At 35.6% G+C, this 24621-nt stretch carries 25 protein-coding genes and 1 riboswitch; of the genes, 2 read left to right on the top strand and 23 right to left on the bottom strand.

Going from position 1 to position 24621, the window contains the following annotated elements; all coding sequences use genetic code 11:
* Positions 1 to 491: 491 nt before the first annotated feature.
* From R4Z10_RS10970 to zupT, 7 genes are all read right to left on the bottom strand, one after another.
* The gene (locus tag R4Z10_RS10970; RefSeq protein WP_338469349.1) at positions 492 to 902 is read right to left on the bottom strand and encodes a hypothetical protein; all 411 of its coding nucleotides are present in this window, start codon (positions 900 to 902) and stop codon (positions 492 to 494) included.
* Between the two features lie 883 nt (positions 903 to 1785).
* A complete protein-coding gene (locus R4Z10_RS10965) occupies positions 1786 to 3000 on the bottom strand; it encodes a multidrug effflux MFS transporter (RefSeq protein ID WP_338469348.1) in 1215 nt (404 codons plus the stop codon).
* Positions 3001 to 3704: 704 nt separating this feature from the next.
* Entirely contained in the window at positions 3705 to 4184 is a 480-nt protein-coding gene (locus tag R4Z10_RS10960) for a hypothetical protein (protein ID WP_338469347.1), read from the bottom strand.
* The gene (locus R4Z10_RS10955; protein ID WP_338469346.1) at positions 4174 to 4560 is read right to left on the bottom strand and encodes a hypothetical protein; all 387 of its coding nucleotides are present in this window, start codon (positions 4558 to 4560) and stop codon (positions 4174 to 4176) included. The genes R4Z10_RS10960 and R4Z10_RS10955 overlap by 11 nt, the downstream gene beginning before the upstream one ends.
* Positions 4561 to 4705: 145 nt before the next feature.
* Entirely contained in the window at positions 4706 to 4981 is a 276-nt protein-coding gene (locus tag R4Z10_RS10950; protein ID WP_338469345.1) for a YqhV family protein, read from the bottom strand.
* Positions 4982 to 5164: 183 nt separating this feature from the next.
* Entirely contained in the window at positions 5165 to 5791 is a 627-nt protein-coding gene (locus tag R4Z10_RS10945; RefSeq protein WP_338469344.1) for a hypothetical protein, read from the bottom strand.
* A gap of 161 nt (positions 5792 to 5952) precedes the next feature.
* A complete protein-coding gene (gene zupT / locus R4Z10_RS10940; protein WP_338469343.1) occupies positions 5953 to 6759 on the bottom strand; it encodes a zinc transporter ZupT in 807 nt (268 codons plus the stop codon).
* A 357-nt stretch (positions 6760 to 7116) separates the two neighbouring features.
* On the opposite strand from zupT, the gene R4Z10_RS10935 reads away from it, so the two are divergent.
* Positions 7117 to 7389, top strand: coding sequence for a hypothetical protein (locus R4Z10_RS10935; RefSeq protein WP_338469342.1), 273 nt, complete (start codon positions 7117 to 7119; stop codon positions 7387 to 7389).
* Between the two features lie 154 nt (positions 7390 to 7543).
* Here the strand turns inward: R4Z10_RS10935 and R4Z10_RS10930 are convergent, their stop codons facing one another.
* Both R4Z10_RS10930 and R4Z10_RS10925 read right to left on the bottom strand, forming a co-directional pair.
* Positions 7544 to 8584: an amidohydrolase family protein gene (locus tag R4Z10_RS10930; protein ID WP_338469341.1), complete on the bottom strand. Its 1041-nt coding sequence runs from the start codon at positions 8582 to 8584 to the stop codon at positions 7544 to 7546.
* A 66-nt stretch (positions 8585 to 8650) separates the two neighbouring features.
* Positions 8651 to 9571 carry a VOC family protein gene (locus R4Z10_RS10925; protein WP_338469340.1) on the bottom strand — a complete coding sequence of 307 codons (921 nt, stop codon included), beginning with the start codon at positions 9569 to 9571 and terminating at the stop codon, positions 8651 to 8653.
* A 421-nt stretch (positions 9572 to 9992) separates the two neighbouring features.
* Between R4Z10_RS10925 and R4Z10_RS10920 the strand changes: the two genes are divergently transcribed.
* On the top strand, positions 9993 to 11549 hold the full coding sequence (locus R4Z10_RS10920) for an ABC-F family ATP-binding cassette domain-containing protein (RefSeq protein WP_338469339.1): 1557 nt from the start codon (positions 9993 to 9995) through the stop codon (positions 11547 to 11549).
* Between the two features lie 54 nt (positions 11550 to 11603).
* On the opposite strand, the gene helD is transcribed toward R4Z10_RS10920, so the two are convergent.
* The 14 genes from helD to R4Z10_RS10850 form a co-directional block, all read right to left on the bottom strand.
* Positions 11604 to 13928 carry an RNA polymerase recycling motor HelD gene (gene helD, locus R4Z10_RS10915; RefSeq protein WP_338469338.1) on the bottom strand — a complete coding sequence of 775 codons (2325 nt, stop codon included), beginning with the start codon at positions 13926 to 13928 and terminating at the stop codon, positions 11604 to 11606.
* Between the two features lie 35 nt (positions 13929 to 13963).
* Positions 13964 to 14197 (bottom strand): hypothetical protein, encoded by a 234-nt coding sequence (locus R4Z10_RS10910; protein ID WP_338469337.1) that lies wholly within the window; start codon positions 14195 to 14197, stop codon positions 13964 to 13966.
* A gap of 156 nt (positions 14198 to 14353) precedes the next feature.
* The gene (gene selB / locus R4Z10_RS10905; protein WP_338469336.1) at positions 14354 to 16237 is read right to left on the bottom strand and encodes a selenocysteine-specific translation elongation factor; all 1884 of its coding nucleotides are present in this window, start codon (positions 16235 to 16237) and stop codon (positions 14354 to 14356) included.
* Between the two features lie 143 nt (positions 16238 to 16380).
* On the bottom strand, positions 16381 to 16581 hold the full coding sequence (locus tag R4Z10_RS10900; RefSeq protein ID WP_338469335.1) for a cold-shock protein: 201 nt from the start codon (positions 16579 to 16581) through the stop codon (positions 16381 to 16383).
* A 278-nt stretch (positions 16582 to 16859) separates the two neighbouring features.
* Positions 16860 to 17186, bottom strand: coding sequence for an AzlD domain-containing protein (locus tag R4Z10_RS10895; RefSeq protein WP_338469334.1), 327 nt, complete (start codon positions 17184 to 17186; stop codon positions 16860 to 16862).
* Positions 17177 to 17911: an AzlC family ABC transporter permease gene (locus R4Z10_RS10890; protein WP_338469333.1), complete on the bottom strand. Its 735-nt coding sequence runs from the start codon at positions 17909 to 17911 to the stop codon at positions 17177 to 17179. Before R4Z10_RS10890 ends, R4Z10_RS10895 begins: the two co-directional genes overlap by 10 nt.
* 164 nt (positions 17912 to 18075) lie before the next feature.
* A complete protein-coding gene (locus tag R4Z10_RS10885) occupies positions 18076 to 18657 on the bottom strand; it encodes a helix-turn-helix domain-containing protein (protein ID WP_338469332.1) in 582 nt (193 codons plus the stop codon).
* Positions 18658 to 18872: 215 nt separating this feature from the next.
* The gene (locus tag R4Z10_RS10880) at positions 18873 to 19496 is read right to left on the bottom strand and encodes a hypothetical protein (RefSeq protein WP_338469331.1); all 624 of its coding nucleotides are present in this window, start codon (positions 19494 to 19496) and stop codon (positions 18873 to 18875) included.
* A gap of 30 nt (positions 19497 to 19526) precedes the next feature.
* Positions 19527 to 19793 (bottom strand): 2Fe-2S iron-sulfur cluster-binding protein, encoded by a 267-nt coding sequence (locus tag R4Z10_RS10875; protein WP_338469330.1) that lies wholly within the window; start codon positions 19791 to 19793, stop codon positions 19527 to 19529.
* 145 nt (positions 19794 to 19938) lie between these two features.
* A complete protein-coding gene (locus R4Z10_RS10870; RefSeq protein WP_338469329.1) occupies positions 19939 to 20859 on the bottom strand; it encodes a catechol 2,3-dioxygenase in 921 nt (306 codons plus the stop codon).
* A gap of 215 nt (positions 20860 to 21074) precedes the next feature.
* Positions 21075 to 21731: a thiamine phosphate synthase gene (gene thiE / locus R4Z10_RS10865; protein WP_338469328.1), complete on the bottom strand. Its 657-nt coding sequence runs from the start codon at positions 21729 to 21731 to the stop codon at positions 21075 to 21077.
* Positions 21728 to 22537 carry a bifunctional hydroxymethylpyrimidine kinase/phosphomethylpyrimidine kinase gene (gene thiD, locus R4Z10_RS10860; protein WP_338469327.1) on the bottom strand — a complete coding sequence of 270 codons (810 nt, stop codon included), beginning with the start codon at positions 22535 to 22537 and terminating at the stop codon, positions 21728 to 21730. Before thiD ends, thiE begins: the two co-directional genes overlap by 4 nt.
* 18 nt (positions 22538 to 22555) lie before the next feature.
* Positions 22556 to 23365, bottom strand: coding sequence for a hydroxyethylthiazole kinase (gene thiM, locus R4Z10_RS10855; protein WP_338469326.1), 810 nt, complete (start codon positions 23363 to 23365; stop codon positions 22556 to 22558).
* Positions 23366 to 23476: 111 nt separating this feature from the next.
* Positions 23477 to 23581: riboswitch (TPP riboswitch) on the bottom strand.
* A 102-nt stretch (positions 23582 to 23683) separates the two neighbouring features.
* Entirely contained in the window at positions 23684 to 24334 is a 651-nt protein-coding gene (locus R4Z10_RS10850; protein ID WP_338469325.1) for a branched-chain amino acid aminotransferase, read from the bottom strand.
* Positions 24335 to 24621 lie beyond the last annotated feature (287 nt).

Below are 24621 nucleotides of genomic sequence, written 5' to 3'. Positions count from 1 at the left end.
TTCAATCCTTTTTGCATCATCTTTAAAAAACTATAAATCCACTTTACTGACTTCATCTATCCCTGGTCGATTTCTATATATTTGAGTATACCCGCTTTCTCAACAGTTCTCAGCACTTTATAATTAAATATTTCTTTAATTCCGATATTAACTAAAATAAATTCGTTTGAACTAATGTATAAGACTGTTTGGTTATTGTTTTTATCTGTCGATGTCAATGTCCTTTAATTGCATTTTCAAATGTTGAAACGTCCCTTCCACATCCCGCTATAACTAAAACAATTAATACAATAATGAGTAGTGAAATATTTTTCATTTTTAGTTCTCCATTCTGCCCTTTTATTAATTATAATCCAGTAACTTTAAATGCAGAATGACTATAAACTTTTTTACAAGAAATTTTTTTATTTAATTTAAATTTAACATTATATGAGGGCAGAATAATTGAAGAAACTACTATAATGATAAATTAATTTGATAATTTACTAGGTTTATGGAACAATGCGTTGTGTCTCAGCCTTCTCCTCTCGAAGAACACGAATTCCTCCGTCCACTTCTAAAGCAGCTCCAATTGCTACGAGTAGATCTCCTGTAATTGCAACTTTCTGCTCCTCTAAACGTTTTATAATATCTGTTTCTCGTATTTGTTTAGATACAGAGATCGCCTCTAAAATTTGGCCAATAGTTTTTATCCAAACCCCAGTAAGGATTTGTTGTTCACCCGCTACGCTCTCATCTTTCTCCAAGGATAACAACCCTGATAAGCCTTTAATTTCAATAAACTGACCGATAACTTGGGTCCATAGTCCAAGTTCTACCACTTTTTCATATTGTAAAAACTGTTGATTTTTAAATTTACTTTCATTTTGTTTTTGATTCCCTTTAGTTTGTCGTTGTTCCATTAATACCAACCCCAGAACCATAATTATGCTTTATATTATGTATGTTGCAGTTTTTTGTGTTGAAATTACAATGATAAATGAATAGATTAGTTTGCAGTTATTTAGAATAATTTCTTCCTGAAAACAGCACGGTATAATTCAACCAACTTTTAAGCTGAAAGACGGACACCAAATATAGAATTCTTATATTTTAGTTCATTAACGAGGGTTGATAACGGTTTCCATTGAATTATGTACAAGGGGATATAATTTATAACTGTGTACTTAGCACATAATGTATTTAGAAGAGTATTTATCAATATTTTTATTCATATAAAAACAAGAGATATCCATTATTAAGGACACCACTTACAGCGATTTACATAACATTTATTATGTTAACAAATTATTGCAACCCGTACAGAGTTAAACCTTTCTTCTCGACCTTAATTCGCCACACCCCATCTTTGAGGATTCTGTAATATACAAATAACCATCGTACAGTCGGATGGGTTGCACTTGATCCCAATTGGTTTTGTAAAGTACGAGCAACCAGATTAGTAAAAACAATAGGTAACTTAATGGTGCTCCTTTCTATGAATTTATAATCTTTTTCGCTTTTCTTTGTTTTTTAGAATCATTTTCTCCGAAAGATCCGTCATAAAAAAACACGTTCGTCTTAATGATTTTTGCTCCAGTTCCTCTGTAACTCCATGCTGAGTTTCCTACAACCCCAAGAGGCAAGCCAAGGAAAAAATGGTTAACTCTCCCCCCGTTTTTTTATTGGCTTTTATCCAAGTCTGTGTCAGCATCGAAATATATGGCGATTCAATTTTAATAACTTCTAATCTATAAAAACAGTGTAAATAGGACCCAGAAACTAGGTCCCATTTACACTGTTTATTCATTTTTTATTGACAAGAAATAAATATGACATCACAGCAATCATTTCACACATTAGGATTACAATAGCCATTGGCCAGGCTGTTTGTCCGTTACCGATCCCTACTAATGGAGCCATAATCGACCCTAAAAAGAAAGGCATTAATCCTAGGAAGGCTGCAGCACTACCAGCTGATTTCCCTTGACTTTCCATCGCTAATGAAAAGACTGAAGTCCCAACAATCCCCACACTTGATACAACAAAGAATAAAGAGATCAACACTCCAATAAGCCCGATTCCTAATGTGAGCATAGCAACAAGTAACAATCCGCCAAATGATGCAATGCATAACCCTACCTTTAGAAGAGTTGTTTCTTTGACCTTTCCAGCTAACCTGCCTGTAGTTTGACTGGCAAGAATAATGCCCAAGCCATTTATCGCAAAAATAAAACTGAACATCTGCGGGGAAGCGCCGTAAATATTTTGAATCACAAATGGCGATCCGGAAATATAGGCAAACATTGCTGCAGTGACAAAACCTTGTGTGAACATGTATCCCACAAATACCCGGTCTCTAAGAAGGCCTCTTAAAGTCAGAAGTGTATTCTTTAATCCGCTCGCAATACGGTTTTCTGGTAAAAGTGTTTCCTGAATGCTAAAGACAGCAGCTGTTACCATCAACATCCCTAAAATCCCTAATACAACAAAAATCCCACGCCAAGAGGTATACTGCAGAAGCTGTCCCCCAACGACCGGAGCTAAAATAGGGGCTGCCCCATTGATCAACATTAACAAGGCGAAAAACTTTGTTAACTCAGTTCCACTGTATAAATCCCGAACGATGGCACGGGATATAACCATTCCACCAGCTCCTGAAACACCTTGGATAAACCGGAGGACAATCAACATTTCAATGGAAGATGCAATGGTACATAAAAATGAGGACAAACAAAAAACGGATAAAGAAATAATCAAGGGAATACGCCGCCCCCTTTGATCACTCAACGTTCCAAGCCATAACTGTCCCAATCCCATCCCTAGAAAGCTTGCAGTTAATGTAAGCTGCGCGACAGATGTATTACTTTGCAAATCCTCTGCTAATGCCGGCAATGATGGCAAATACATATCTGTTGATAATGGAGCGATTGCAGCAAAAGATCCCAAAAGAATGGCCATCCATAACCGTTTTGATTTGTTTTTCCTTAATAGCATCGAGCTTGTCTGACTTTGATTCATCTAAATAACCATCCTTTAAACGCTTATTAAATTTTCTGGGTTGTTCTATTCCAATCTATTAAATTATTAATACGGGAAAAAAATTGGAAATATATGAAATTTTGATAGTTGTATATTACCATATATAAAGTGTAAACACTATTAAGCCGCTAGGTTCTGGAATATTACGATCTAATTCAAGCTTATTAAAATCAAAAAGACTCCTAACTACTTGCCATAGAGTCATTTTGATCATAATTGAAATGTATATTGTTATTGGATAATTTTCTGGTGTCGTATCGATTGGATCTCTATAAGATGTAAAGTTCACATCCACCTCATCGATTGTCCACTCAATTCACTCCTAAAAATAAGCTAGCCATTTATAAATAACTTACACGAATCCCGCTTCATGGATCACAAACATAAACATACATCGCTTCGAAATCCATGATTTACTAACCCTTAAATGGAATCCATGTTCTCTAAACTGTCAGTTACACGAAGTAAATCCTGGAACACTTTCTAACCAATATAATTTATTTATACTAACTACCTTGCGTGTTCAATTATTGATTATCCTCAATGAAATGAGCGAGGAATATTAATTGATTTATGTATTTAGCACATAGTGTAGTAAGTTTTAAGTAGTTGTTTCAAACAAAAAAAGAGGCATCCAGTTTTAAGTGGACACCTCTTCACCTAGCCTAGTTTACATAATATGTTTACTTGAAAATAGTTGAAATAATTTCATCTAAGGACATTTCGCTGCTGACTTCGTACATGCCTGGGCGTAATCCGTTAGACACTCCTCTTTTTTCAACTTCTTTCGAAAAAGCAAAGGCATTTTCTATAATATTCGTTTTCTCTAGTGCTCTACCTACATCAATACTAGTCATCCCTGAAGAAACAGATATCATCGTTCGGTAAATGACCTTTTCTTCTGTAGGTGCTGCTTGGTTCTCACTTTGTTCTGCTTTAGCAGCTGCAAGCTGATCGTTCCATTCTGCTTCCGTACGGACCAGATAACCTTCTTTTGCAAGGTGGTTTTTCATTTCATCAGCAGATGGAGTCTCTACAACCGTTTTTGCTTCTTTTGTTTCATTACTGCCGGCTTCCTTAGGCTCTAAAAAATAGACTGCCCCCAAGACTCCTGAAGCAATTAGAATCCCTAAGGCAAAGCTTCGGATTGTATTAGATGTCATGAGCAACTTCCCCTCCTTCAGGTTTACCTTGTTTAAAAGGGGAAAGGAACTCTTCTATTTCATCTACAGATAAACGCTTCTTTAATGCGATACTTTCAATTGAATAACCACGTTTATGTAGGTCAAGGATTTCTCGAAATAAGGCACGCTGTTGTCCATTTGGATGATTGAATCCAGCTTGAACAGCAGTGATTTCAGCATCTAATTCCAAGTTCCGAATTTGTTGTTGTAACTTATTAACTTCTTCCATATAAGTAAAAGTAATTTCTTCTAATTGCTTCTCCATCTGATTGGAAGCCTGCTTATTTTTACTAAACGATAAAATGAACAGCAAAACAGCTGCACCAAATAAGAAGGCCAAAGCCCATTCCATCATTCTATTATCCTCCTCAACTAATAATCTGTCATCTGCATTTACATATTATACATGATTTTCGACATATTTCGTACCCATTTACGAATTTACCTCAAAAGTCACATATAAATAGAGAGAAATAGCCTATGGAGGAATAATTCCAAAACTAGTTACTTTTTACTCCATAAATAATGCAAGCAACGCCTCCAAAAACCCAAATAATTTTTGTGATCGAAATTTTCTCAGCCATACCCACTAAACCGATTGTCGTTGTGAGGAGTAGAATAATTGGTCCCACTAAAGCTAATGAACTATTGATTACTAACGCTTTCTCAATATCGTTGTATTTAATGAACATTAGAGCTACGAAAATTTCAAGGCTTCCCGAAAACATACGTAGAAATGCCATCCCTAAAATAGTCTTTTCGATTAAATGGAACATCTTATCCCTCCTGAAATGATACTCTCACATAATATATGCGGGATACCTAAAAAGAAGGACAAGTTTTCTAAGCGTAGTCTTCATACAAATGAAATGGTAAGCAATATTCTCCTAAATAATAAAAAACCCAAGAAGCCAAACTACCCTTGTAGTCAATCTTCTTGAGTTATTATTTAATATGATTTACTGGACAGTTTCCGTTCCAGTAATATCACCTTCAATGACAGCCGAATCTTTTACTTCTTCATTTGCATAGAAGATGTTTCCGCCAATTGTTGCCCCATCAGGAAGATTAAATCCCTTAACTTCGACATAAACGTCTCCTTTAATTGTTCCAGGAGCGATTTTTGTATTCGGACTTTGAATCGTCATTTTTGGTACTGTAATGGTATATTCTTTTGTGATATTACGATTTTCATCTTGTTCATATGGTGCTATCTTACGGTATAACTCTTTTGATGCATCGTTTTTGTCATGAAATTCTCCTGCAACTACCACATCTTTATCAATATTTAAATCTCTCAATGTAGCAATAATCCAAGTTCCATTTTCACTAACTGCTTTGACAAAAGCATCTGCGTCATTAACAATTGAAGCTGTCGTATTTACGTCTGTTCCTTTATCTGCCGTTTCCTCATCATTTTGGTTTGTATCAGTGTTTTCCTCACCAGCCGGAGCTTCTGTTGCCGGCTCTTCCGTTTGATTGTTATTTTCATTATTGTTGTTGTCTCCCGCGTTATCATTCCCGCCTCCACAGCCAGCTAATATGCCTACAAACAATAAAGATACTAACCATGCTTTAATATTCATATCGTACTCCTCCTAAAAATTACTTTTATTATCTTTTGAATTTTTGCACATATTTTAAGTTTTTATGTACAAAAAATAGTAAAAAAAGCAACTAGAGAAACCTTTAGTTGCTTTTCCTACTTTTAATATTTCATTGTTATTAATATAAGTGAAATTAAATTTTACATGAATAGGATAAGGCTAACCGCCATTACAGCCATCCCTGCAATTAATCCATAAATCGAGGTGTGTGCCTCATCATATTTCTTTGCTGCAGGTAATAATTCATCAAGGGAGATAAAGACCATGATCCCTGCTACAGCAGCAAATATTATTCCGAATACAATTTCATTTAAAAAGGGCATCAATACTAAAAAGGCAAGGAGTGCTCCAATTGGTTCGGCTAAGCCGGATAAAAAAGACAACTTAAAGGCCTTTTTCTTGCTACCTGTGGCAAAATAAATCGGAACAGATACAGCAATCCCCTCTGGAATATTATGAATAGCAACCGCCAATGCTATTGCAATTCCTAATGCCGGATCTTGAATGGTCGAAGCAAATGTAGCTATTCCTTCAGGAAAGTTGTGGATTCCAATCGCAAGTGCCGTGAAGGTCCCCATTTTTAATAAAGCGGGGTCTGTTGTTGTCTTACTTGGATCATTCATTTCCTCCACTTTCTTTAGTTCATGTGGATTCCCTTGCTTTGGAATTAACCTGTCAATTAAAGCGATCAACAACATACCTGCAAAAAAGCTTCCAACGGTAACCCAATTGCCTGGTCCTTTCCCCATCTCACTTACTAAAGCATTTTGTGCTTTCGCAAAAATCTCAATCATTGAGACATATATCATAACACCTGCGGAAAATCCTAAAGCAAGTGATAAAAATTTCGTGTTTGTACGTGAGGTAAAAAAAGCTAATAAACTTCCTATCCCAGTAGCCAGGCCTGCGAATAGGGTCAATGCAAATGCTAATAGAACATTTTCCACTCCGGTTTCCTCTCCTTTAAAAAACTCCCTTCTAAATTTTGTCCAAGGGATAAAATGTTTACCTCGCCCAACTTTTTTCGAAAAAATTTTTGAGCTTTTATTTTTGAGATAATATATGCATGATTATATAAAAAGTTTCTCATACTAAACATTTTAATGAAAGATAAGTATACTTTGCAACAACTAAGCATTATTTTATTATTTTTGCCAAGGATAGTATTAATTATGAACTTTTTGACTACTTTTGTCGGAACGGTTGATTTTTAATTAAGTTATATTAAAATGATAATAAGTATTGTAAATTTATTGTAAAATTTTCGTTAAGTTTATTGACATAGCAAGAAGGAGGTCTTAACTGTGGAATTAGTTGAATATTGCGGGAAGGCAGAATACTCAATTCTCCAGTTTATTTTTTCAATTACAGATGAAATACGTGAAAAGATTACGCAGAGGAAATTCATTTATAGAGAACAGATTGTGAGATATATCAAACGTAGAATCGATTACTTTTTTAAGCAATTTACATTTAAGCATGCATTGCTCCAAACCTATAAAAATGAAGTGTTTAACAGTGTAATGTTTAAATTAAATTCAACGATAAAGGAGCATATTATTTTTAAATGTGTATAGCCGTTTATAGTAATATAACTAAGGAGCTTTTCTAGTACGACATAAGCGTAATAGAAAAAGTTCCTTATTATTACTGTTTTTACTCTTGTTCTTGTTCTAAACGAATAAAAGAAAGCTCCTTAAAAATAAGGAACTCTCTTCAAATTTTGTGCAGTTATTTAACTAATTCTTCTTTTACATAATCTTCTTTACGTAAGCCAAGGAATTTAACCGCATTGTCACCTAACATTTTTTGTTTATCTTCAGCTGAAACATTTTCAATAAGATCGACAACTTTTCCAGAAGGAACTTCACGTAAAACAAAGGGATAGTCGGATCCCGCGATCAATTTATCTGTACCAAATTTGTCAATCATAAATTGAAGGTTTTTTGGATCATAAACAAGTGTATCAAAATAAAGCTTTTGGGCATAGAAACTTGGTTTTTCTTCGGTTGTACGAATATGTGGCCAAGATTCCCAAGCCTGATCGATTCGTGCTAAAACATATGGGAATGATCCTCCGCCATGTGAGAAACATATTTTTAAGTTTGGATATTTTTCTAGGATTCCACTAAAAATTAAGCTCCCAGCAGCTAGCGCAGTTTCTGATGGCATACCAATTGAGTACATGAAATTATGATTTTGCATTCTTTCTACTCCAACAGTAGCCCATGGGTGTACAAAAATCGGTACCTCCATTTTTGCAGCAGCCTCTATAAATCTTAAGATTTCTGGATCATCTAAAGTTTTTCCATTTGCATTACTACCAATCTCAATCCCTTTTAATCCTAATTCATTAATTGCTCTTTCCATTTCAGCAATCGCTAAGTCAGCATCTTGCAAAGGAACTGTTCCTAGTCCAACAAATCGAGTCGGATATTCTTTTACAACCGAAGCAATAAAATCATTTTGTGCTTTTGATAACTCTAAACATTTTTCTGCATCAGCCCAGTAAGTAAATGTTACTGGAATTGGAGAAAGAACTTGAACATCGATTCCCTCTTCATCCATTTGTGCAATACGTTTTATTGGATCCCAAGCATTATCTTCGATTTTACGGAATGCCTTGCCATCTTTGTAAATTTCCGCTCCACAATCACATGTATGCTTTAATGTTGGAAATCGATTATCTCCGTATTTTTCCTCTAAATCTGGAAAATCATGTGGAATAATATGAGCGTGGAAATCCACGCGAAGTGGTTTTTCGTTAGACAAAATATTTCCTCCTCTAATGTTATATGTGGATTGGGAAGTTGAACTCAAACGTTATTTCTGAAGTAATTATTTCTTTACCGTTTCAAGGGAATCATCAGTTAATAATTTTCCAACTTGACCGAATGCAGGTTCAGGTGTTCCGCCCCACTCATCAATCGTTTCCTTACTTGGTTCTAAACGACGTGGCTCTCTCGCTCCTTCTTCAGGAAACTCTTCCATCCCTTGACTGTACTCGATTGAGATACCGTCTGGATCTGCAAAGTAAAGGAAAATACTTCCTGATGGATGGTGCCTTCCAGGTCCAAACAAAATAGGCACGCCTTGTTCTTTTAGACGATTTACTTGAATTCCGATATCGTCAACTGTGCTTACTTTATAAGCTAAGTGATTCAATTTGTTTTCAGGCCCTTTTGTAACAGCAAACGTATGGTGCCATTTGTTAGGGAATGCTCTTAGCCATACAAAGTTTGTTTCTCTTCCAGAGAAATCAGAAATCTTAAAGTTAAGCGTATTCACAAAGAAGTCAGTGATTTCTTCCAAGTATGGAGACTCATAAACAACATGTAATAAAGTCTCAATATTTGCCCCATTTGAAGGTTTAAATGGCAAACCTAACTGCATCATTTCAACATAAAATTCATATGTCGTGCCCACGTATGGGTCATTGAATCGTAATGTTCTACCTTGTGCTAATTTTTGTGTTTCTTTTTCACTTAATTCAACCGGATTTAACCCCTTATCCGTTAAATAGTTAAATACATCTTGGAATTGATCAGCCTTTTCAAGCTCCCATCCAACTCTTTTAAGCCCTGGCTCAGGCCCCTGTTGCAAAATTAAGTTATGATGATCGTAACTACTTCTTAAGTATACGTTTTCATTATCACGTTCAACAAATTGCAGTCCTACAACATTTACATAAAAATCTAAAGACTTTTCAAGGTCTGTTACACTCAATACAACATATCCCAATTTTTTATATCGGATCATCTTTCTTCCTCCCCGAAGTTTTTATTCTAGAATAACCTTCAACTATAATCTAAATTTATCGTAAATATAGAAAATTGTCTAATTATATATTTTTTGAATATTATGCATGAACTAAAAAAATTTTTTAGTATGATTTTAAAACATCAATCAATCATTTAAGTTGTCGAATAGTTGTTTTCTAAAATATTACTATAGTTAAATAGACTAAATTCTTGTATGATAAAATAAAAACTTCCGTTAATGGGATTTTTCTCAATCCCCCATTATTGGAAGGTTTTAGACCACAGCTTGCTGGTCTCACAGACGTTGTCTCAGGTGAATTTAGTCTGTTTCAACTTTTCGGACCTTTACGGGCAGTGCATCCAATGCCCATTAAGAGTGGGATAAAGTGTGTATTTTTATAAAAGTGAGGAATAATTGAATGAGTTTATTAACTGTTGAAAACTTAAGTCATACTTTTGGTGACCGAACCCTTTTTAAGGATGTTTCTTTTCGACTGCTTGCAGGGGATCATGTTGGACTTGTCGGTGCAAATGGAGTAGGAAAATCTACCTTGATGAATATTATTACAAAACAACTGATCCATGATACTGGAAAAGTTGAATGGACTCCCAATGTTCACTATGGTTATTTAGACCAACATACAGTACTGACTAAAGGAAAGAGCATACGCGATGTTCTAAAAGATGCTTTTCTTCCTCTATATGAACAGGAAAATGAATTAAATCTAGTTACGGCTCAAATGGCAGAAGCTACCCCAGAAGAACTTGAGAAGCTCCTAGAAAAAATGGGTGACATTCAAGATCGTCTTGATGCCGGTGGCTTTTATACATTAGAGATTAAAATTGAAGAGGCTGCACGTGGTCTTGGTTTAGATGCGATCGGACTTGACCGCGATGTTTCGGCATTAAGTGGAGGACAACGGACAAAGGTTTTATTGGCCAAGCTTTTGCTAGAACAACCACAGGTCCTATTACTTGACGAGCCGACAAACCATTTAGATGAGGAACATATTCGTTGGTTAACTTCCTATTTAAAGGATTATCCATATGCCTTTATCTTGATTTCGCATGATACAGAATTCATGAACCAGATTTCAAATGTAATTTTCCATCTTGAATTTTCAAAGTTAACCCGATATACGGCCAGCTATGAAAAATTCCTTGAACTAGCAGAATTGCATAAAAATCAACACTTACAAGCATATGAAAAGCAACGTGAATTCATTAAAAAACAAGAAGACTTTATTGCTAAAAATAAAGCACGCTACTCTACAACCGGTCGTGCAAAGTCCCGTCAAAAACAGTTAGACCGGCTTGAGCGAATTGATCGGCCTGAATCGACTGTGAAACCTACATTTGAATTTAAAGAAGCGCGTGGAAGCAGCCGATTCGTTTTTGAAGGCATAGACTTTGAAATTGGTTACACCCATCCACTTCTTCCAAAGATGTCCATGACCATTGAACGAGGCGAAAAGATTGCTATTGTTGGTTGTAATGGGGTTGGTAAGTCTACTTTACTTAAAACAATGCTCGGAAATCTCGAGCCGCTTAGCGGAAAAATCGAACGAGGTGATTTTTTATATCCCTCTTATTTTGAACAAGAGGTAAAAGTTGGGACTATCACTCCGATTGAGGATGTTTGGAATGAGTTTCCAAGTCTTGACCAACATCAAGTCCGAGCCGCACTTGCTCGTTGTGGATTAAAAAATGAACATATTTCACGACCGTTGAACCAATTAAGCGGTGGAGAGCAAGCAAAAGTACGACTTTGTAAATTATTAATGAACGAAAGCAACTGGCTATTATTTGACGAGCCAACGAACCATCTCGATGGAATTGCAAAGGAAGAGTTGAAACGAGCACTTCAGGCCTATAAAGGAACGATCGTCCTCGTTTGCCATGAACCCGAGTTTTATGAGGGGTGGATTACAAAAGTTTGGAATGTTGAAGAATGGTCTCAGGAAATGATGGACTAAAAGTTAAGGGATCTTGTCTCAATACGAGTAAGATCCCTACTTTATGATAGTTAATTAATATGATGAGATATCATATGTATCTTCTGGTTGTTTTAAAATAAACACACTTTCCTCTCCAATTGAATACATATGTAATTCATGCATAGCTCTCGTACAAGCCGTATAGAAAAGCTCACGTTCCATTTCCCTACCAAAATTTTGTTGCGAAGTATTATACATAATAACCGCATCAAACTCTATGCCTTTTGCTAAGTATGCAGGTATGAACAGGAGACCTTTTTCATATTGAATCGTTCCTTTTTCAATTAAATGTCCGCCAACCTTTTTAGAAAGTGCTTCATAGGCTTGAGTTGATTCACTCGCTGTTTTTCCAATAATGGCAATGGTTTGGTGTCCTTTTTCTTTCAGTTCTTCAACCCGCTCCTGAATTTTCGTTATTAACTCCCGCTCATGGGAAACCTTAGTTAAAGTTGGTTTGCGGCCATTCCGATTAAACGGAATAATCTCTTCCCCATTCTTGGTGAGCCCTCTTGTAAACTCAACAATTTGCCTTGTTGAACGATAACTCTTATTTAATACAATCGTTTCTATATCTGATTCAGCATTGTTTTGAAAGAGATTTGTCACTTCTTGAGAGTGTAAAAAAATCGATTGATTCATATCGCCAAGCAATGTCATTTTACTAGATGGAAATGTCTCCTTTAAATAGGCATATTGAAAAGGAGAATAATCTTGAGCTTCATCAATAAAAACATGACGTAAACTCAAATCCGCTTTTTTCCCTTCAATTCGTTCTTTTAAATATAAAAAAGGAGTTGCATCTTCATAAGTTAAAATACCTTTTTTCAGAAATTGTAGGGTCATTTGCGAAATTCGTTTCCATTCTTTTGGAAGCTCCCCATTAAATGGGATCGAACCAGTAAACAATTGACTATATACTTTTTTCATATCAATAAACCGCAACCTTTTTACACTTCTCATAAGTGGTTTCATTTCGCGATTTACAATATATTTTACCAAATATTTTTCTTCTTGTTGAAAGTCATCGAATGATAAATCTTCGCTCTTTCTCTTAATCGCTTGAAAGGCTTTTAGGTAATCTTCTTTATCTAAATATTGAATAGCTTCTTCTACCCAACTCTTTTTTTGTTCTATTTTCGCTTGGACTCTTAATTTCTTTATTAGCCATTCGGTAAGAACTTTCATTCGATTTGGGATCGACATTGACTCATCTAGTCCGTAAAAGTATTCTAGTATATCCATTTTTGAAACAATCATCTCGTCTCTAAAAATGATATCTTTAAAATACAATCCACCTAAATGCATGGATTGAAGGAATTGATCAATGTATTCTTTAAATTGAAGACTAGCTTTAAAGCGAATCGACTTAACTCTTGTTTTATACAGTGGTGTTTTATCACCTTGAAGTAAATACTCTAACTGGGCAAAAGAGTCTTCTACCTTATAAACATGGCCTAAATGGTTATTCAAGTATTCCTGAAAGGTCGTTTGCTTTAAGTTTTCTTCACCTAATTCTGGCAATACAGATGAAACATAACTATTAAAAAGAGGGTTTGGTGAAAAAAGAATCATATTTTCCGCCGATAAAGTATCTCGATATTGATACAATAAATAGGCAACCCTTTGCAAGGCCGCAGACGTTTTCCCGCTTCCTGCAACCCCTTGCACAACAAGTAATTTGCTTTTTTCATTTCGGATAATCTGATTCTGTTCCCGTTGAATAGTGGCTACAATGCTTTTCATTCCTGTGCTGGCATTCCCACCTAATACCTCTTGAAGCAACTCGTCGCCAATGGTAATCCCCGTATCAAACATACTTACCAATTTGCCATTTCTAATAATGAATTGCCGTTTTAATTTAACTTGACCGTCAATTTGGCCCTCTGGTGTTTGATAATAGGCAGGACCAGGCGCAAAATCATAATAAATACTTGAGATGGGGGCTCTCCAATCATAGATTAGAAACTCTTCCTCATTCTCATCCATTAATGATCCGATCCCAAGATAAACAGACTCTATATGTTCGTCACCATCTTCTAGAAAGTCAATCCGCCCAAAATATGGTGAATCTTTTAATCTCGTTAGAGTTTTAAGACGTTTATGAATCTGCCCATGGCTTCGTTCACGTTCCGCTAGCAATTCAGCTTGCTGCTTAATACTTGTATGAGTTTCAATCACATCGTCTGGTTCATCTAGGTTAACGGTTACATCTTGCCAGAAGGTCTTTCTTAGTTCTAGAGTATCTCCATGAACATCTTTTTCCAGTGAGAGCAAACGACGAAACCAAATCTTGATTATCTCAATAACTTCATCAATACGATTTTGTTCCGTATGCCACTCTTCATTTCCTTCGCTCACAAGCACCCCACCTAAAACAACATTTTTCCTCGTTCTTAGCGATTATTTAATAGTAACCGCATTTGATTATTTCTATGTTCCTTTTCCTCATCTGATGATAAATCATACTTTTTTAATAAATGAAACATTTCATTTAAAATCGTTTGAGAATGTTCTTTTGAAAAGAATTGCTCAAACAATGGGTTCATTTCATTCGGTAAAAATTCTTTTTGTGATTGATATTTTTTATGTACATCCTCATGACTATGGTCTAATTGACAATTACTCATTTTCATATCCCCTTCTTTATCGTTTATTTTCCAAGATGTTTCCCTTATTAATTATAGCGGCCTTTTCATATTGGATCAAATGAACGGGTTATTTGTGAAAATAATAATAGAAGCCTAACCACTTGGTTAAGCCTCCTTTATAAGGTTTAAACGTATTTAGTTCATCCATATCCGCTTGTTTTCCACACGCTTCGTTAAACCAACTCGATCTAATTTCTCTAGAAATAAAACCAATAGTTTTCGTGATAACCCTAAAGCTTCTTTCGCATGTTTAATCTCGAATTCTGAATCTGTTGTAGATCGTAATTGATTCAATGCATCTTGAAAAACAGTGCCATGCCAATAATATTGTTCATCTAAAGAGACAATCTGCTCCTGTCCCTCTAAAAAATGTTTAAGTTCGTGACTTAAACGGTCAGGTATTCCCGCTTCTTTAATATATTCAGCCAAATAGCGAACATCATAGCCATCTTTACAAAGCTTTTTCAACATATTTTCTGTTCGTTTTTGCCAATTTTCAGGTACATGAGGTGTAAAAGCAGGGTTAGCAACAAACTGACCTTTTCTCTTTAATAATCCCGTTTCAACACAATCTTGCAGCACAAACTCTAACAGACTTTTTGGAAAGTCTTTTTCAAGATGATGGAAGAGTTCAGCTTTATTCATACCTAGCTTCATCGGGTTTTGGTCATGGTTAAAGGAAATCTTATCGGTAAATTCCTCCTGTAATGTTTCTACAAGAGAGCGTAGTGTATACTGTGTCCTTTGGAATAAGATGAACTCATCTGTTGAAAGCTCATCCTTGATTACGCTTTCATCAAGTGCAGTGATCGTGATTAACTCCGATAATGTTAACGTTTTTGCTTCGACTAAAGCAGCGGTAATACGCTCTACTGGCGATCCGACTTTTTTCTTTCCTAGTTGCTCGATCGTCCGGTAGCCAAACTTATATTTTTCTCCACGAGGTTCAATCACCCAGCCACCACCAATCGTTTCTTGAGGGCTTGGGCGCCTTAAAATAAAGCGATCACCACGCTTTGTAACAATTTCCTCATCCAGTCGAAGTTGACATAGAATTTCATCATTTTCATCTTCAATCTCATTCCGATCAAAAAATACAATCTTACCCATAACTTCTGCAGTTCCGATATGACATTTGATCGGCATTCTTTGTTTTACGATATAATCTAGGTCACTCACTACATGAAGCGCAATATCTATCGTTTTCGTCACAATAAACTGTTCTGACGAAACAAGCACATCGCCTCGTTCCAATTCTTCCTTTGACACACCTGTCAGATTGATTGCCGCTCGTTGACCAGCAAATGCCTCTGATTGATTATGATGGTGAACTTGAATTTGTCGTGCTTTAACTTTTAATCCTTTAGGCATCACTTGAAGCAGTTGACCTCCTTGGACATGACCTTCAGAAACCGTTCCACGCACAACAGTACCCTGTCCTTTAACCGTAAAGACTTGGTCAATAGGTAATCGAAATGCCCCGCGGATGTCACGCATTTCCTGACTTTTTAATGTATCTATAATTAAAGTTTTCAGTTCATTTATTCCTTTAAGTGAAATACTGTCAACCAAAACATAAGGTGCCTGTTCAAAAACGGATCCCTCTAATTCTGTAAAAATATCATCCTTAACTAATTCAATAAAATCTTCGTCGACACGATCAATTTTCGTGATCGCTACAACTCCGTTTTTCACACCTAAAAATTTTAATATTTCAAGATGTTCTTTTGTTTGCGGCATTACCCCCTCATCAGCTGCAACAACAAGAACAACGAGGTCAATTCCAGTTACACCAGCAATCATTTGACGAATAAATCTCTCGTGACCTGGAACATCGACGACAGAAATTTGAATTTCATCATCTTCATATAGTGGAGCAAATCCAAGTTCAATGGTAATTTGCCGTTCTTTTTCTTCTTTTAAACGGTCAGTATCAACGTTGGTTAATGCCTTCGTTAAAGTTGTTTTTCCATGGTCAATATGACCTGCCATCCCTATAGTAAAATAACGTTTACTCATTTCATACACCTGCTTGTTAGTCCATTTTACTTTATTATAACATATCATTATCACAATCATTATAGAGATATTGTGACGGTTTTACTGCGCAAAAAAAGCCCAGTCGATTTTGACTGAGCTCACTATTTAGATATAATTATAATTTATAATTTTGTAACGTTAGCTGCTTGAGGTCCACGAGCACCTTCAACCACTTCAAAAGTAACTTCTTGACCTTCTTCTAGAGTTTTGAAACCTTCAGTCTGAATGGCAGAGTAATGGACAAAAACATCATTTCCATCTTCAGCTTCGATAAATCCGAAACCTTTTTCTGAGATAAACCATTTTACTTTACCGTTTTTCATGTAACAAAATCCTCCTACTTGACTAGAACTAGTCATTTAAAAATTTACCATTTACAACGTAGATAGCCTTTCTCCCATTACTCATTCAAACTGAATTTACTGAATTTCAATTCAGAACAAGCAGCTTGCAATCACTAATACGATGCGTAACGGTCAATTAAAATTTACCATATTCCAAAGGTAAAAGTCAATGAATCAAATGGTCTGAAAACCTGATTGTAGCGGAAATGTAAACCCTATCAAACGAGCATTTTTTCTATTAAAATTCATGGAGAAATTTAAAAAACGATTCGTAAAACAGCCATAAATGCAATCCCAATAATAACTGTACCAAGCAAACTTTTAGTCAAAATGGCGATAATAAAAGCAGGGATTGCAGCTAATAATTTCAACCCATTCTCTGTTAACGAGAATTGATCATTCGAAAGAAGAAGCTCTTGGGCTAACAAGGCTGCCATTACTGCTACTGGAACGTTCTTTAACCAGTGTATCAGCCACTTTGGCAACTCCATTTGACTCAAAATCATTAATGGCAGAACACGTGGAAGAAAAGTCACTAACGCGCAGCCAATAATGATGATTAAAATGGTCCATCTTACCTCCATCTCTCAATCACCATCCCAATCGTTGACGCTAAAATAGTGGCAATCATGACGCCAGCACTGCCAGAGGAGTAAAAACTTACGATGATCACGATCGCGACTGCGCTCAATACCACCATAATGTCCACAAAATACTTTTTTTGACTAAGTATTTGGATCACAAGCAGGCCAATGAACATGCCGGGCAGAGCAAAATCAAGTCCAAATGCTTCAGGATTAGGAATCCATTGTCCGAAAAAACCTCCAGCAATATTAGCAACAAACCAATTTAAATAAGCGGTTATATTTAACCCAAGCATCCACTTGTAACTAGCTTGTTTCTTATTTTGAACATGATTAATGGCTACCCCGAAGGTTTCATCCGTTAATAACGAACCAACGATCATATTTTTACGAGGTGATAGGTGTTGAAAGTACGGTGCAATTGCTGCACTTAGTAATAAATGACGCAAATTAATAAAGAAAACCGTAAAAATAATCGCAGAAATCGGGTTACTAGCTGCTATCATTCCAGCTGCAATAAATTGACCTGAGCCTGCATATAATAGTAAACTCATTAATGCAATTTCCATCATACTAAGTCCTGCAGTTTTCTCTACAACTCCTGCCGCAAAACCAATGCTTAAGTAACCCAGTAATGTTGGTACACAATCTTTAACCCCTTGCCAAAAGCTATCCTCTTCTTTATGTACTAGTTTGGGATTCAACTCAAGACTCTTTTGTCCCATCAGCCATCCCCCCTAAATGGATCTTAAGAAGGATCCCATTTTGATAAAATAAAACCCTTCTCATATTATCATAAATCTATCATTTGTAATATGAAAAGAAGCTTTTGAGCAACAGAAAAAACAGAAGAGATTTTCTTGAAGATCCTTCTGTTCCTTCACTTTATTTAGTATTCTAGAATATTCTTTATTTCCAAATCTCCTAGCAAAATTAATCCTTGGATCGCTATTAGCAATTGACAGCCGATTACTGGATTGCGGATGTCTTTTTGTAGCAGTTCTTCAATTTTATGAATACGATAACGCAATCCGCTTATCGATAGAGAGAGTTCATCTGCCGTCTTTTCCAAGTTTCCGCCATTTACCAAAAAGAAGTATAAAGTTTTCACTAGATCAATATTTATTTGACCGTTGCATTCCAATTGATTCAGTAGGGAGTTAGCCGCTTTTCTAACTTCATATTGGTTTTCTTTATTTAATAAAGTTCCCATCATCCCTAATGTCTCATAATGAATCACCTGCTTATAAGGTGTACTCATTCGGTTTGCAATCATTGCTTCTTTATAGGCGTTTGGAGCTTCTAAAATAGGTTCCATTCTTTTGCTAATCCCCATATAAAACCGAGAATCAGGAAAACAAATGGACAAATGCTGAATGATCGAAATGAAAAACGACTGCTTCTCTTGATGATCATTAAAAAGATCTTTAAGAATAATATTGATATGACCGTCCTCATGATTAATTAACATCTGGATCTTATGAATATTATTAAAATAATTGATACATTGGATGACTTCATGACTAAATATCATTTCACTTTGAAATTTGTTTTTATTAAACTCATAACTTAGGAATCATATATTATAGGGTTGTCTTAAATCAAACTGAAGTAAGTCTCCTTTTGCAATCACTTCATCGTATGAATGAAAGTGTCCGTTTATGATATTGCTTAATAACATACTTTTCATTTGTTCCGTTGAATCATCGTTTGTTTTTTTATACAAGAAACAAAGGGACAAGCGACAGCGATTTGTTCAAGCAGGTTCATGGACAATTCTAAACTGGATTCATTTTCTTCTTTAAAAATAATTGTACAGCTTCCAACTTTATTCGTATTTAATAAGATATCCTTTGTTAAAAGGTAACATTGGTCTTGATTTCGTTTCGATACATGAATGGTTCCATACGAGAAAGAAATAGGTTGGGTTGAAACAAACTGAAATAATATATCCGATGATAATCCATTTGATAATCGATCTAATCCTACAGAGGTGATGGCACGACCATCAACATTAAAAATAACTCCAGGAATTCCAGTTATATTATAAAACATCTCTAACATTTTGCTTAAAGAACAGCCTTCTAAAACCACTTCTAGTAGCTTTTGTTGAACTTTACTTGCTATTACTAGAATCTCAAATTTCTGTAAGAGCTGATCATATGCAAGTTCGCTTGAACATGAAAAAGGATGGTTTATGAGTGGGTCTGATGATTTACTTTCTTTGAAAATATGTAAATATTCTTGCCACTCTACTTGTGTTTGTTCGTCAAATAACTGTGCCACCTCTTCTAGAAACGGTTTAATCATCCGCACCCCCTAACACCACTTTTTGTCTCATTATTCACATATAATTTTTAAATCACTTCGAGGATATGTTTTACAAAGAAGAACAATCCCGTCTAAAACTTCCCCATCAGATAATGCGCTTTTCGCATACCTTTCCATATGATAGGAGCCATCTAACACTTTGGCTTTACAATAGCCACATCCACCACGTGTACATGCATACGGTACTTTTTCCATTTGCAAACGTGCAGATTCTACGATTGTTTGATGTTCAGCACATAAGAAACTCTGATTCTGATTCTTATTTATTCGGAACATTTTGTTCACTTCCTTCACTTTATAAATAATTTCATATTATTTTCATAAAATTGTGACGAAGTATCGAACGAATAATAGAAAAGGCTATTTTTGCTCAATTAAGCGAAAACAGCCAATCAATCTAATGGATAAAAAACTAGTAAACTTAAGAGAAAACACTTGAAAATGTTTCATTTAATTGACGACGATGATAGAAAATCCCTGTACCTATCTTGTCTTCCGTCCAAGTAATGGTCGGAAAATCAGAATATACAGCGTAACCTCCTGTATATACTTCATTCCGATTTCCAGAAGGATCATAGAAATAAATGGTTTCTCCTCTTGTAATGCCATGTCTAGTAGGTGTAACTTCAATTTCGACTTCATTACGTGAGAGAATATCTGATGCTTTTAATACTTCATACCAATTGTCTAGGTAGAATCCAACATGATGCAATTTTGCATCTGGACCTTTTATAAAAGCGACATCATGACCTGTCATCGAAGTGGACAAGAAACTAGCGATTAATTCTTCACCGTCAATACTAATTACTTTTTCCGTTTGAACAAAACCTAATGCTTCAGTAAAAAATCGAGTAGTGGTTTTTACATCGTCTCCTGATAATAAAGCATGATCAAGCCGATGTGGAGAAATGCCCCTTAAACCATCTGGCCATGGATGTGGATTTAATCTTCCTGTTGGTACACCTACATACTCGATTTCATTATATAATTCAAATGTATGACCTGTTGGAATAATAAACCGAATGGCCTCTCCTTCACCAATTCGAGTACGATTTGAAACCCGATGAACCGTGCAGCCAAATTGTTCAATTCGATGTTCTAATCGTTCAAGTGCATCATTATTCGTTACTTTAAAGGCAATATGATCCATTCCAGCAGAATCCGATTTTTCTAGTATGACACTATGGTGATCCCACTCATCCCATGCTTTTAAATATACTCTATTCTCATCTCTACCTGTTATATCTAACCCTATAATATTTGTATAATAGTCTACAGACTTTTCAAAATCAAATTGTCTTAATTGGATCCGTCCAACTCTTTCAATCCCATTCCCATTCATCAAGAGCACCCCTTTATTTAATTACTAGAATTTATTATTCGGCTATAACTAAATAATAGCGCTTACATTATTATTTTTCAATAACATGAAGTGTTCCAATATATTGTATAATCAAACAATTAGTGTTGGTATTTCATAAAAAAACTTGCTGATGATTCATCTGTTAATCACTCAGCAAGTATACGTTTAAACTTCCATCGATAAATTTCTCATTTTTAAATTCCAACTGATTCTGATAATTTTTTTGCTGCTAATTCCACGTTTTCTGCATGGCTGATGGCTGTAATAATTGAAATTCCATCAGCACCCGCTTTAATAACGCTAGATGCGTTTTCCGTTGTAATTCCGCCGATGCCAACAAGTGGAATGTGAATCCCATTTTTACGTAATTCAGAAATAATTCGTATTCCTTGTACTTTATTCGTATCTTTTTTAGTTACTGTTGGAAAGATCGGCCCAACCCCAAAGTAGTCGGCCCCATTCTTTATCGCTTGTTTAGCTTCTTGAATATTATGAACAGAGATTCCTACTATTTTATCACGGAGCTTTTCTCTTACATTTTGCGCTGGTTCATCCTCTTGCCCGATATGGACCCCGTCTGCATTTAGTAAAAGAGCTAATTCAATATCATCGTTTACAATGAATGGGATGTTCGCCTGTTGACATATCATTTGTAATTCTTCTGCTAACTTGATTTTTTCTATGCCTTTTAAAGAACCTTCTCCCTTTTCTCGAAATTGGAACATTGTAATTCCGCCTTCAATGGCTTGAAACAGAACTTCCTTCGGACACCGTCCATTACAATTATTACTTCCCATGATAAAATAGACTTTTAAGGCATTTTTTACATCGTATTTACTCGCTAGTTTCATATACGTATCCCTTCAATCCTTTTAAACGCCCAATGGTTTGTAGGTCCATTTCCATTCCCAATGTGTAGGTCTTCTTTAATGGCGACAGAAATAAACTTCTTTGCTTCTGATACTGCATCATAAACGGTCAAACCTCTTGCCATTCCTGCAGTAATGGCAGCTGAGAATGTACACCCTGTACCATGTGTATTTTTTGTTTGATATCTGACTTCTGTAAAGGAATATACATTCTCACCATCATAAAGAAGATCTGTCGATTCACTTACACTTTCGTCATGTCCTCCTTTAATAATTACATTTTTTACACCTAGATCCATAATCCTCTTGGCGGCTTCAAATTTATCATCTTCTGTTTTTATGTTTATACCTGTTAATTCTTCTGCTTCAGGAATATTTGGTGTAACAATAAAAGCGTGCGGTAACAAGTGTCGCTTTAATGCATCGACGGCTTCTGTCTGTAATAGGGATGCACCACCCTTTGCAATCATGACAGGGTCAATAATAACCTTCTCCCATTGATACTGGATTATCTTTTGCGATACGACTTCAATAATTTCCGGTGAAAAGAGCATCCCTGTTTTTAATGCATCAACACCAATATCAGTTGCTATAGAGTCGATTTGATTTGCAATAAATTCTGGAGGTATCGGGTGTACTCCTTGAACCCCTAGTGTATTTTGTGCCGTAACCGCTGTAATCACCGACATGCCATATACATCTAACTCTTGAAATGTTTTTAAATCTGCTTGTATTCCCGCACCCCCACCACTATCTGAACCAGCAATTGTTAACGCTTTATTTACCATCTTAACCTCTCCTATCTATCAATTTAACCTTTTGAATGAGCCATTTAAATCTATTTCTGAAGAAGATATGCTTGATAATTGATTAATCAACTCAATTTGAAAACTTCCAGGACCTAATTCGCCCGTTTTATGGGCCGCTATTTCAGCTGCCACCCCGTAAAAAGTGAGTGCTGCTGTAGCAGCTTCCAAGTAATTCTTTTCGACTGCAGCAAACGCTCCAACAACTGTAGACAATAAGCAGCCTGTCCCTGTAACCTTTGTTAAAATGGAATGTCCATTATAGACAACATAGGTGTCTGTCCCATTTGTGATCATATCCTCTTTTCCAGTTACAACGACCACTGTATTAAGTTTCTCTGCAGCCATTTGAGCAAGCGCTTGAACATCTCCAGTTGAGTTTTCGGCATCTACTCCTCTAATCTTCCATTTCTCGCCTATCAAATTAGCAATTTCCGCTGAGTTTCCCCGAATCACATCAAACTTTATTTGCTCAATTAACTCTTGCGCTTTTTGAGAACGAAAGGTTGTAGCACCAACACCAACCGGATCTAAAACAACCGGAATTCCATGTTCATTTGCTGACTTACCTGCAAGTAACATAGATTGTGCAGTTCCCTGATTTAAAGTCCCCATATTAAGAACAACTGCATTGGCGGCACTTGCCATTTCAGATACTTCTTCAATTGCATCTGCCATAACAGGTGATGCTCCTAAGGCTAATAGGCCATTTGCAGAAAAATTAGCCACGACGATATTTGTAATATTGTGGATTAAGGGTCTAGTATGTCTAATCTTATTTAATAATGAATAAACCTTAGTTTTCTCCATGGTGTCCAACCTCCTATAAAGAATCATTCAAAAAAGTTCTACTTAGGCTTCTTTTAATAAAGGAAAAAAAACCAGGCTCTGAACAGAACCTGGTTAATTGTAAGAGAAAGTTATTTAACTTTGCTACTTTCCTACGCCGGTACCAGCCGGATCAGGTTCAAAGGGTTAAAAAACATCCGTTTTTCTCTCAGCCACAAGGCACCCCTAGTAGAAATATATTTGAATAATATTATTGTATCATAGATATATGAATCATCAAGATCGATATGAATAAGTATTGCAAATATTTATTGATTTCATTCTATTATTTATAAATAGTTAAGATTTTTCTTCAATGTATTCTCTTAAAGCAAATAAAAAGCGATAGACAGCATGATACGCTTCTTGAACTGTCCAGTCAGCACGATACTGTTCTAAATCATTAATTGAAAAATTTACATCCCAAATCCCTTCATTGCTATTAAACATCGCGTTAAAATTTGAATTTTCACCTTTTAAATTCATCTTAAAAAATGCTTTTAACATTGGCTCAAATTTCTTTTGTAGTTTCAATCCGAACATAACATCATATGTTTTAAAGACACTATCCATTTCAAAGCTAATCGCATCTACGCCGATCATATCAAACCACGGAGATTCAAGATACATAAACTCCTCAAGATGTTCATAAAAATATTGTATAGGTTGATCTAAAAAAGTAGAAGGCTCTTCAGCTAGAAGTTCATCGGTTTCCTTATTACACATTTCAATATAAACTTCTTGAAAACGAGAAGAACCTTTTTCAAGAACTAGTACCTTTTTATCTAATCCCTCTAAAATTTCAGGATGCTTTTCTAGGTAATCTTTTTCTTCTTTGTAAAGCTCAATTTGGAAAGTCCCATCAACATTTATTGCTCCTTGATTTGCTAACTGTTTTTCTATGTATTCTAATAACTTATTTCTCAACATCTCATAATCATCCTTTTTCATGGTTTATCAAGCTTACCGAGCAGTAAGAACCAACTCAACCTTCTCAGTATGTATATTAGAAGAAAGGTGGTGATCAACTACCTGTAAAGCTACGTTTGGTGAAATAAGATTGATCTTTGGGATTCAGCCCTTAGATCAATCAATCAGGCTCAGCGTGACTAAGCATCAGTGGGGGATGAAAGAAAACCCCACTGATGGAAGTTTCACTTTATCACAATTACCATTTTGATTGTTTTAAGGCTTAATTGCAAATTTTATTGGAAATTTGATACAAAAAATACCTGTAC

It is taken from the genome of Niallia sp. XMNu-256 (assembly GCF_036670015.1).
In the GTDB taxonomy this organism is placed as follows: Bacteria; Bacillota; Bacilli; order Bacillales; family Cytobacillaceae; genus Bacillus_BD.
Note: the sequence above shows the minus strand (reverse complement) of the source record. Positions and strands in the feature narration are given on the sequence as shown.

What these genes read in the sequence shown, in the direction of transcription:
- R4Z10_RS10960 (WP_338469347.1), bottom strand. Translation starts at nt 4,184, where the DNA reads ATGACATCTAATACAATCCGAAGCTTTGCCTTAGGGATTCTAATTGCT.
- R4Z10_RS10880 (WP_338469331.1), bottom strand. Translation starts at nt 19,496, where the DNA reads ATGATTAAACCGTTTCTAGAAGAGGTGGCACAGTTATTTGACGAACAA.
- R4Z10_RS10875 (WP_338469330.1), bottom strand. Translation starts at nt 19,793, where the DNA reads ATGTTCCGAATAAATAAGAATCAGAATCAGAGTTTCTTATGTGCTGAA.
- thiD (WP_338469327.1), bottom strand. Translation starts at nt 22,537, where the DNA reads ATGGTAAATAAAGCGTTAACAATTGCTGGTTCAGATAGTGGTGGGGGT.
- R4Z10_RS10950 (WP_338469345.1), bottom strand. Translation starts at nt 4,981, where the DNA reads ATGTTCCATTTAATCGAAAAGACTATTTTAGGGATGGCATTTCTACGT.
- R4Z10_RS10870 (WP_338469329.1), bottom strand. Translation starts at nt 20,859, where the DNA reads ATGAATGGGAATGGGATTGAAAGAGTTGGACGGATCCAATTAAGACAA.
- R4Z10_RS10910 (WP_338469337.1), bottom strand. Translation starts at nt 14,197, where the DNA reads ATGAGTAATTGTCAATTAGACCATAGTCATGAGGATGTACATAAAAAA.
- R4Z10_RS10970 (WP_338469349.1), bottom strand. Translation starts at nt 902, where the DNA reads ATGGAACAACGACAAACTAAAGGGAATCAAAAACAAAATGAAAGTAAA.
- R4Z10_RS10895 (WP_338469334.1), bottom strand. Translation starts at nt 17,186, where the DNA reads ATGGAGGTAAGATGGACCATTTTAATCATCATTATTGGCTGCGCGTTA.
- R4Z10_RS10850 (WP_338469325.1), bottom strand. Translation starts at nt 24,334, where the DNA reads ATGAAAAAGGATGATTATGAGATGTTGAGAAATAAGTTATTAGAATAC.
- R4Z10_RS10885 (WP_338469332.1), bottom strand. Translation starts at nt 18,657, where the DNA reads ATGTTAATTAATCATGAGGACGGTCATATCAATATTATTCTTAAAGAT.
- R4Z10_RS10965 (WP_338469348.1), bottom strand. Translation starts at nt 3,000, where the DNA reads ATGAATCAAAGTCAGACAAGCTCGATGCTATTAAGGAAAAACAAATCA.
- R4Z10_RS10890 (WP_338469333.1), bottom strand. Translation starts at nt 17,911, where the DNA reads ATGGGACAAAAGAGTCTTGAGTTGAATCCCAAACTAGTACATAAAGAA.
- R4Z10_RS10945 (WP_338469344.1), bottom strand. Translation starts at nt 5,791, where the DNA reads ATGAATATTAAAGCATGGTTAGTATCTTTATTGTTTGTAGGCATATTA.
- selB (WP_338469336.1), bottom strand. Translation starts at nt 16,237, where the DNA reads ATGAGTAAACGTTATTTTACTATAGGGATGGCAGGTCATATTGACCAT.
- thiE (WP_338469328.1), bottom strand. Translation starts at nt 21,731, where the DNA reads ATGAAACTAGCGAGTAAATACGATGTAAAAAATGCCTTAAAAGTCTAT.
- R4Z10_RS10920 (WP_338469339.1), top strand. Translation starts at nt 9,993, where the DNA reads ATGAGTTTATTAACTGTTGAAAACTTAAGTCATACTTTTGGTGACCGA.
- R4Z10_RS10900 (WP_338469335.1), bottom strand. Translation starts at nt 16,581, where the DNA reads ATGAAAAACGGTAAAGTAAAATGGTTTATCTCAGAAAAAGGTTTCGGA.
- R4Z10_RS10925 (WP_338469340.1), bottom strand. Translation starts at nt 9,571, where the DNA reads ATGATCCGATATAAAAAATTGGGATATGTTGTATTGAGTGTAACAGAC.
- thiM (WP_338469326.1), bottom strand. Translation starts at nt 23,365, where the DNA reads ATGGAGAAAACTAAGGTTTATTCATTATTAAATAAGATTAGACATACT.
- R4Z10_RS10955 (WP_338469346.1), bottom strand. Translation starts at nt 4,560, where the DNA reads ATGATGGAATGGGCTTTGGCCTTCTTATTTGGTGCAGCTGTTTTGCTG.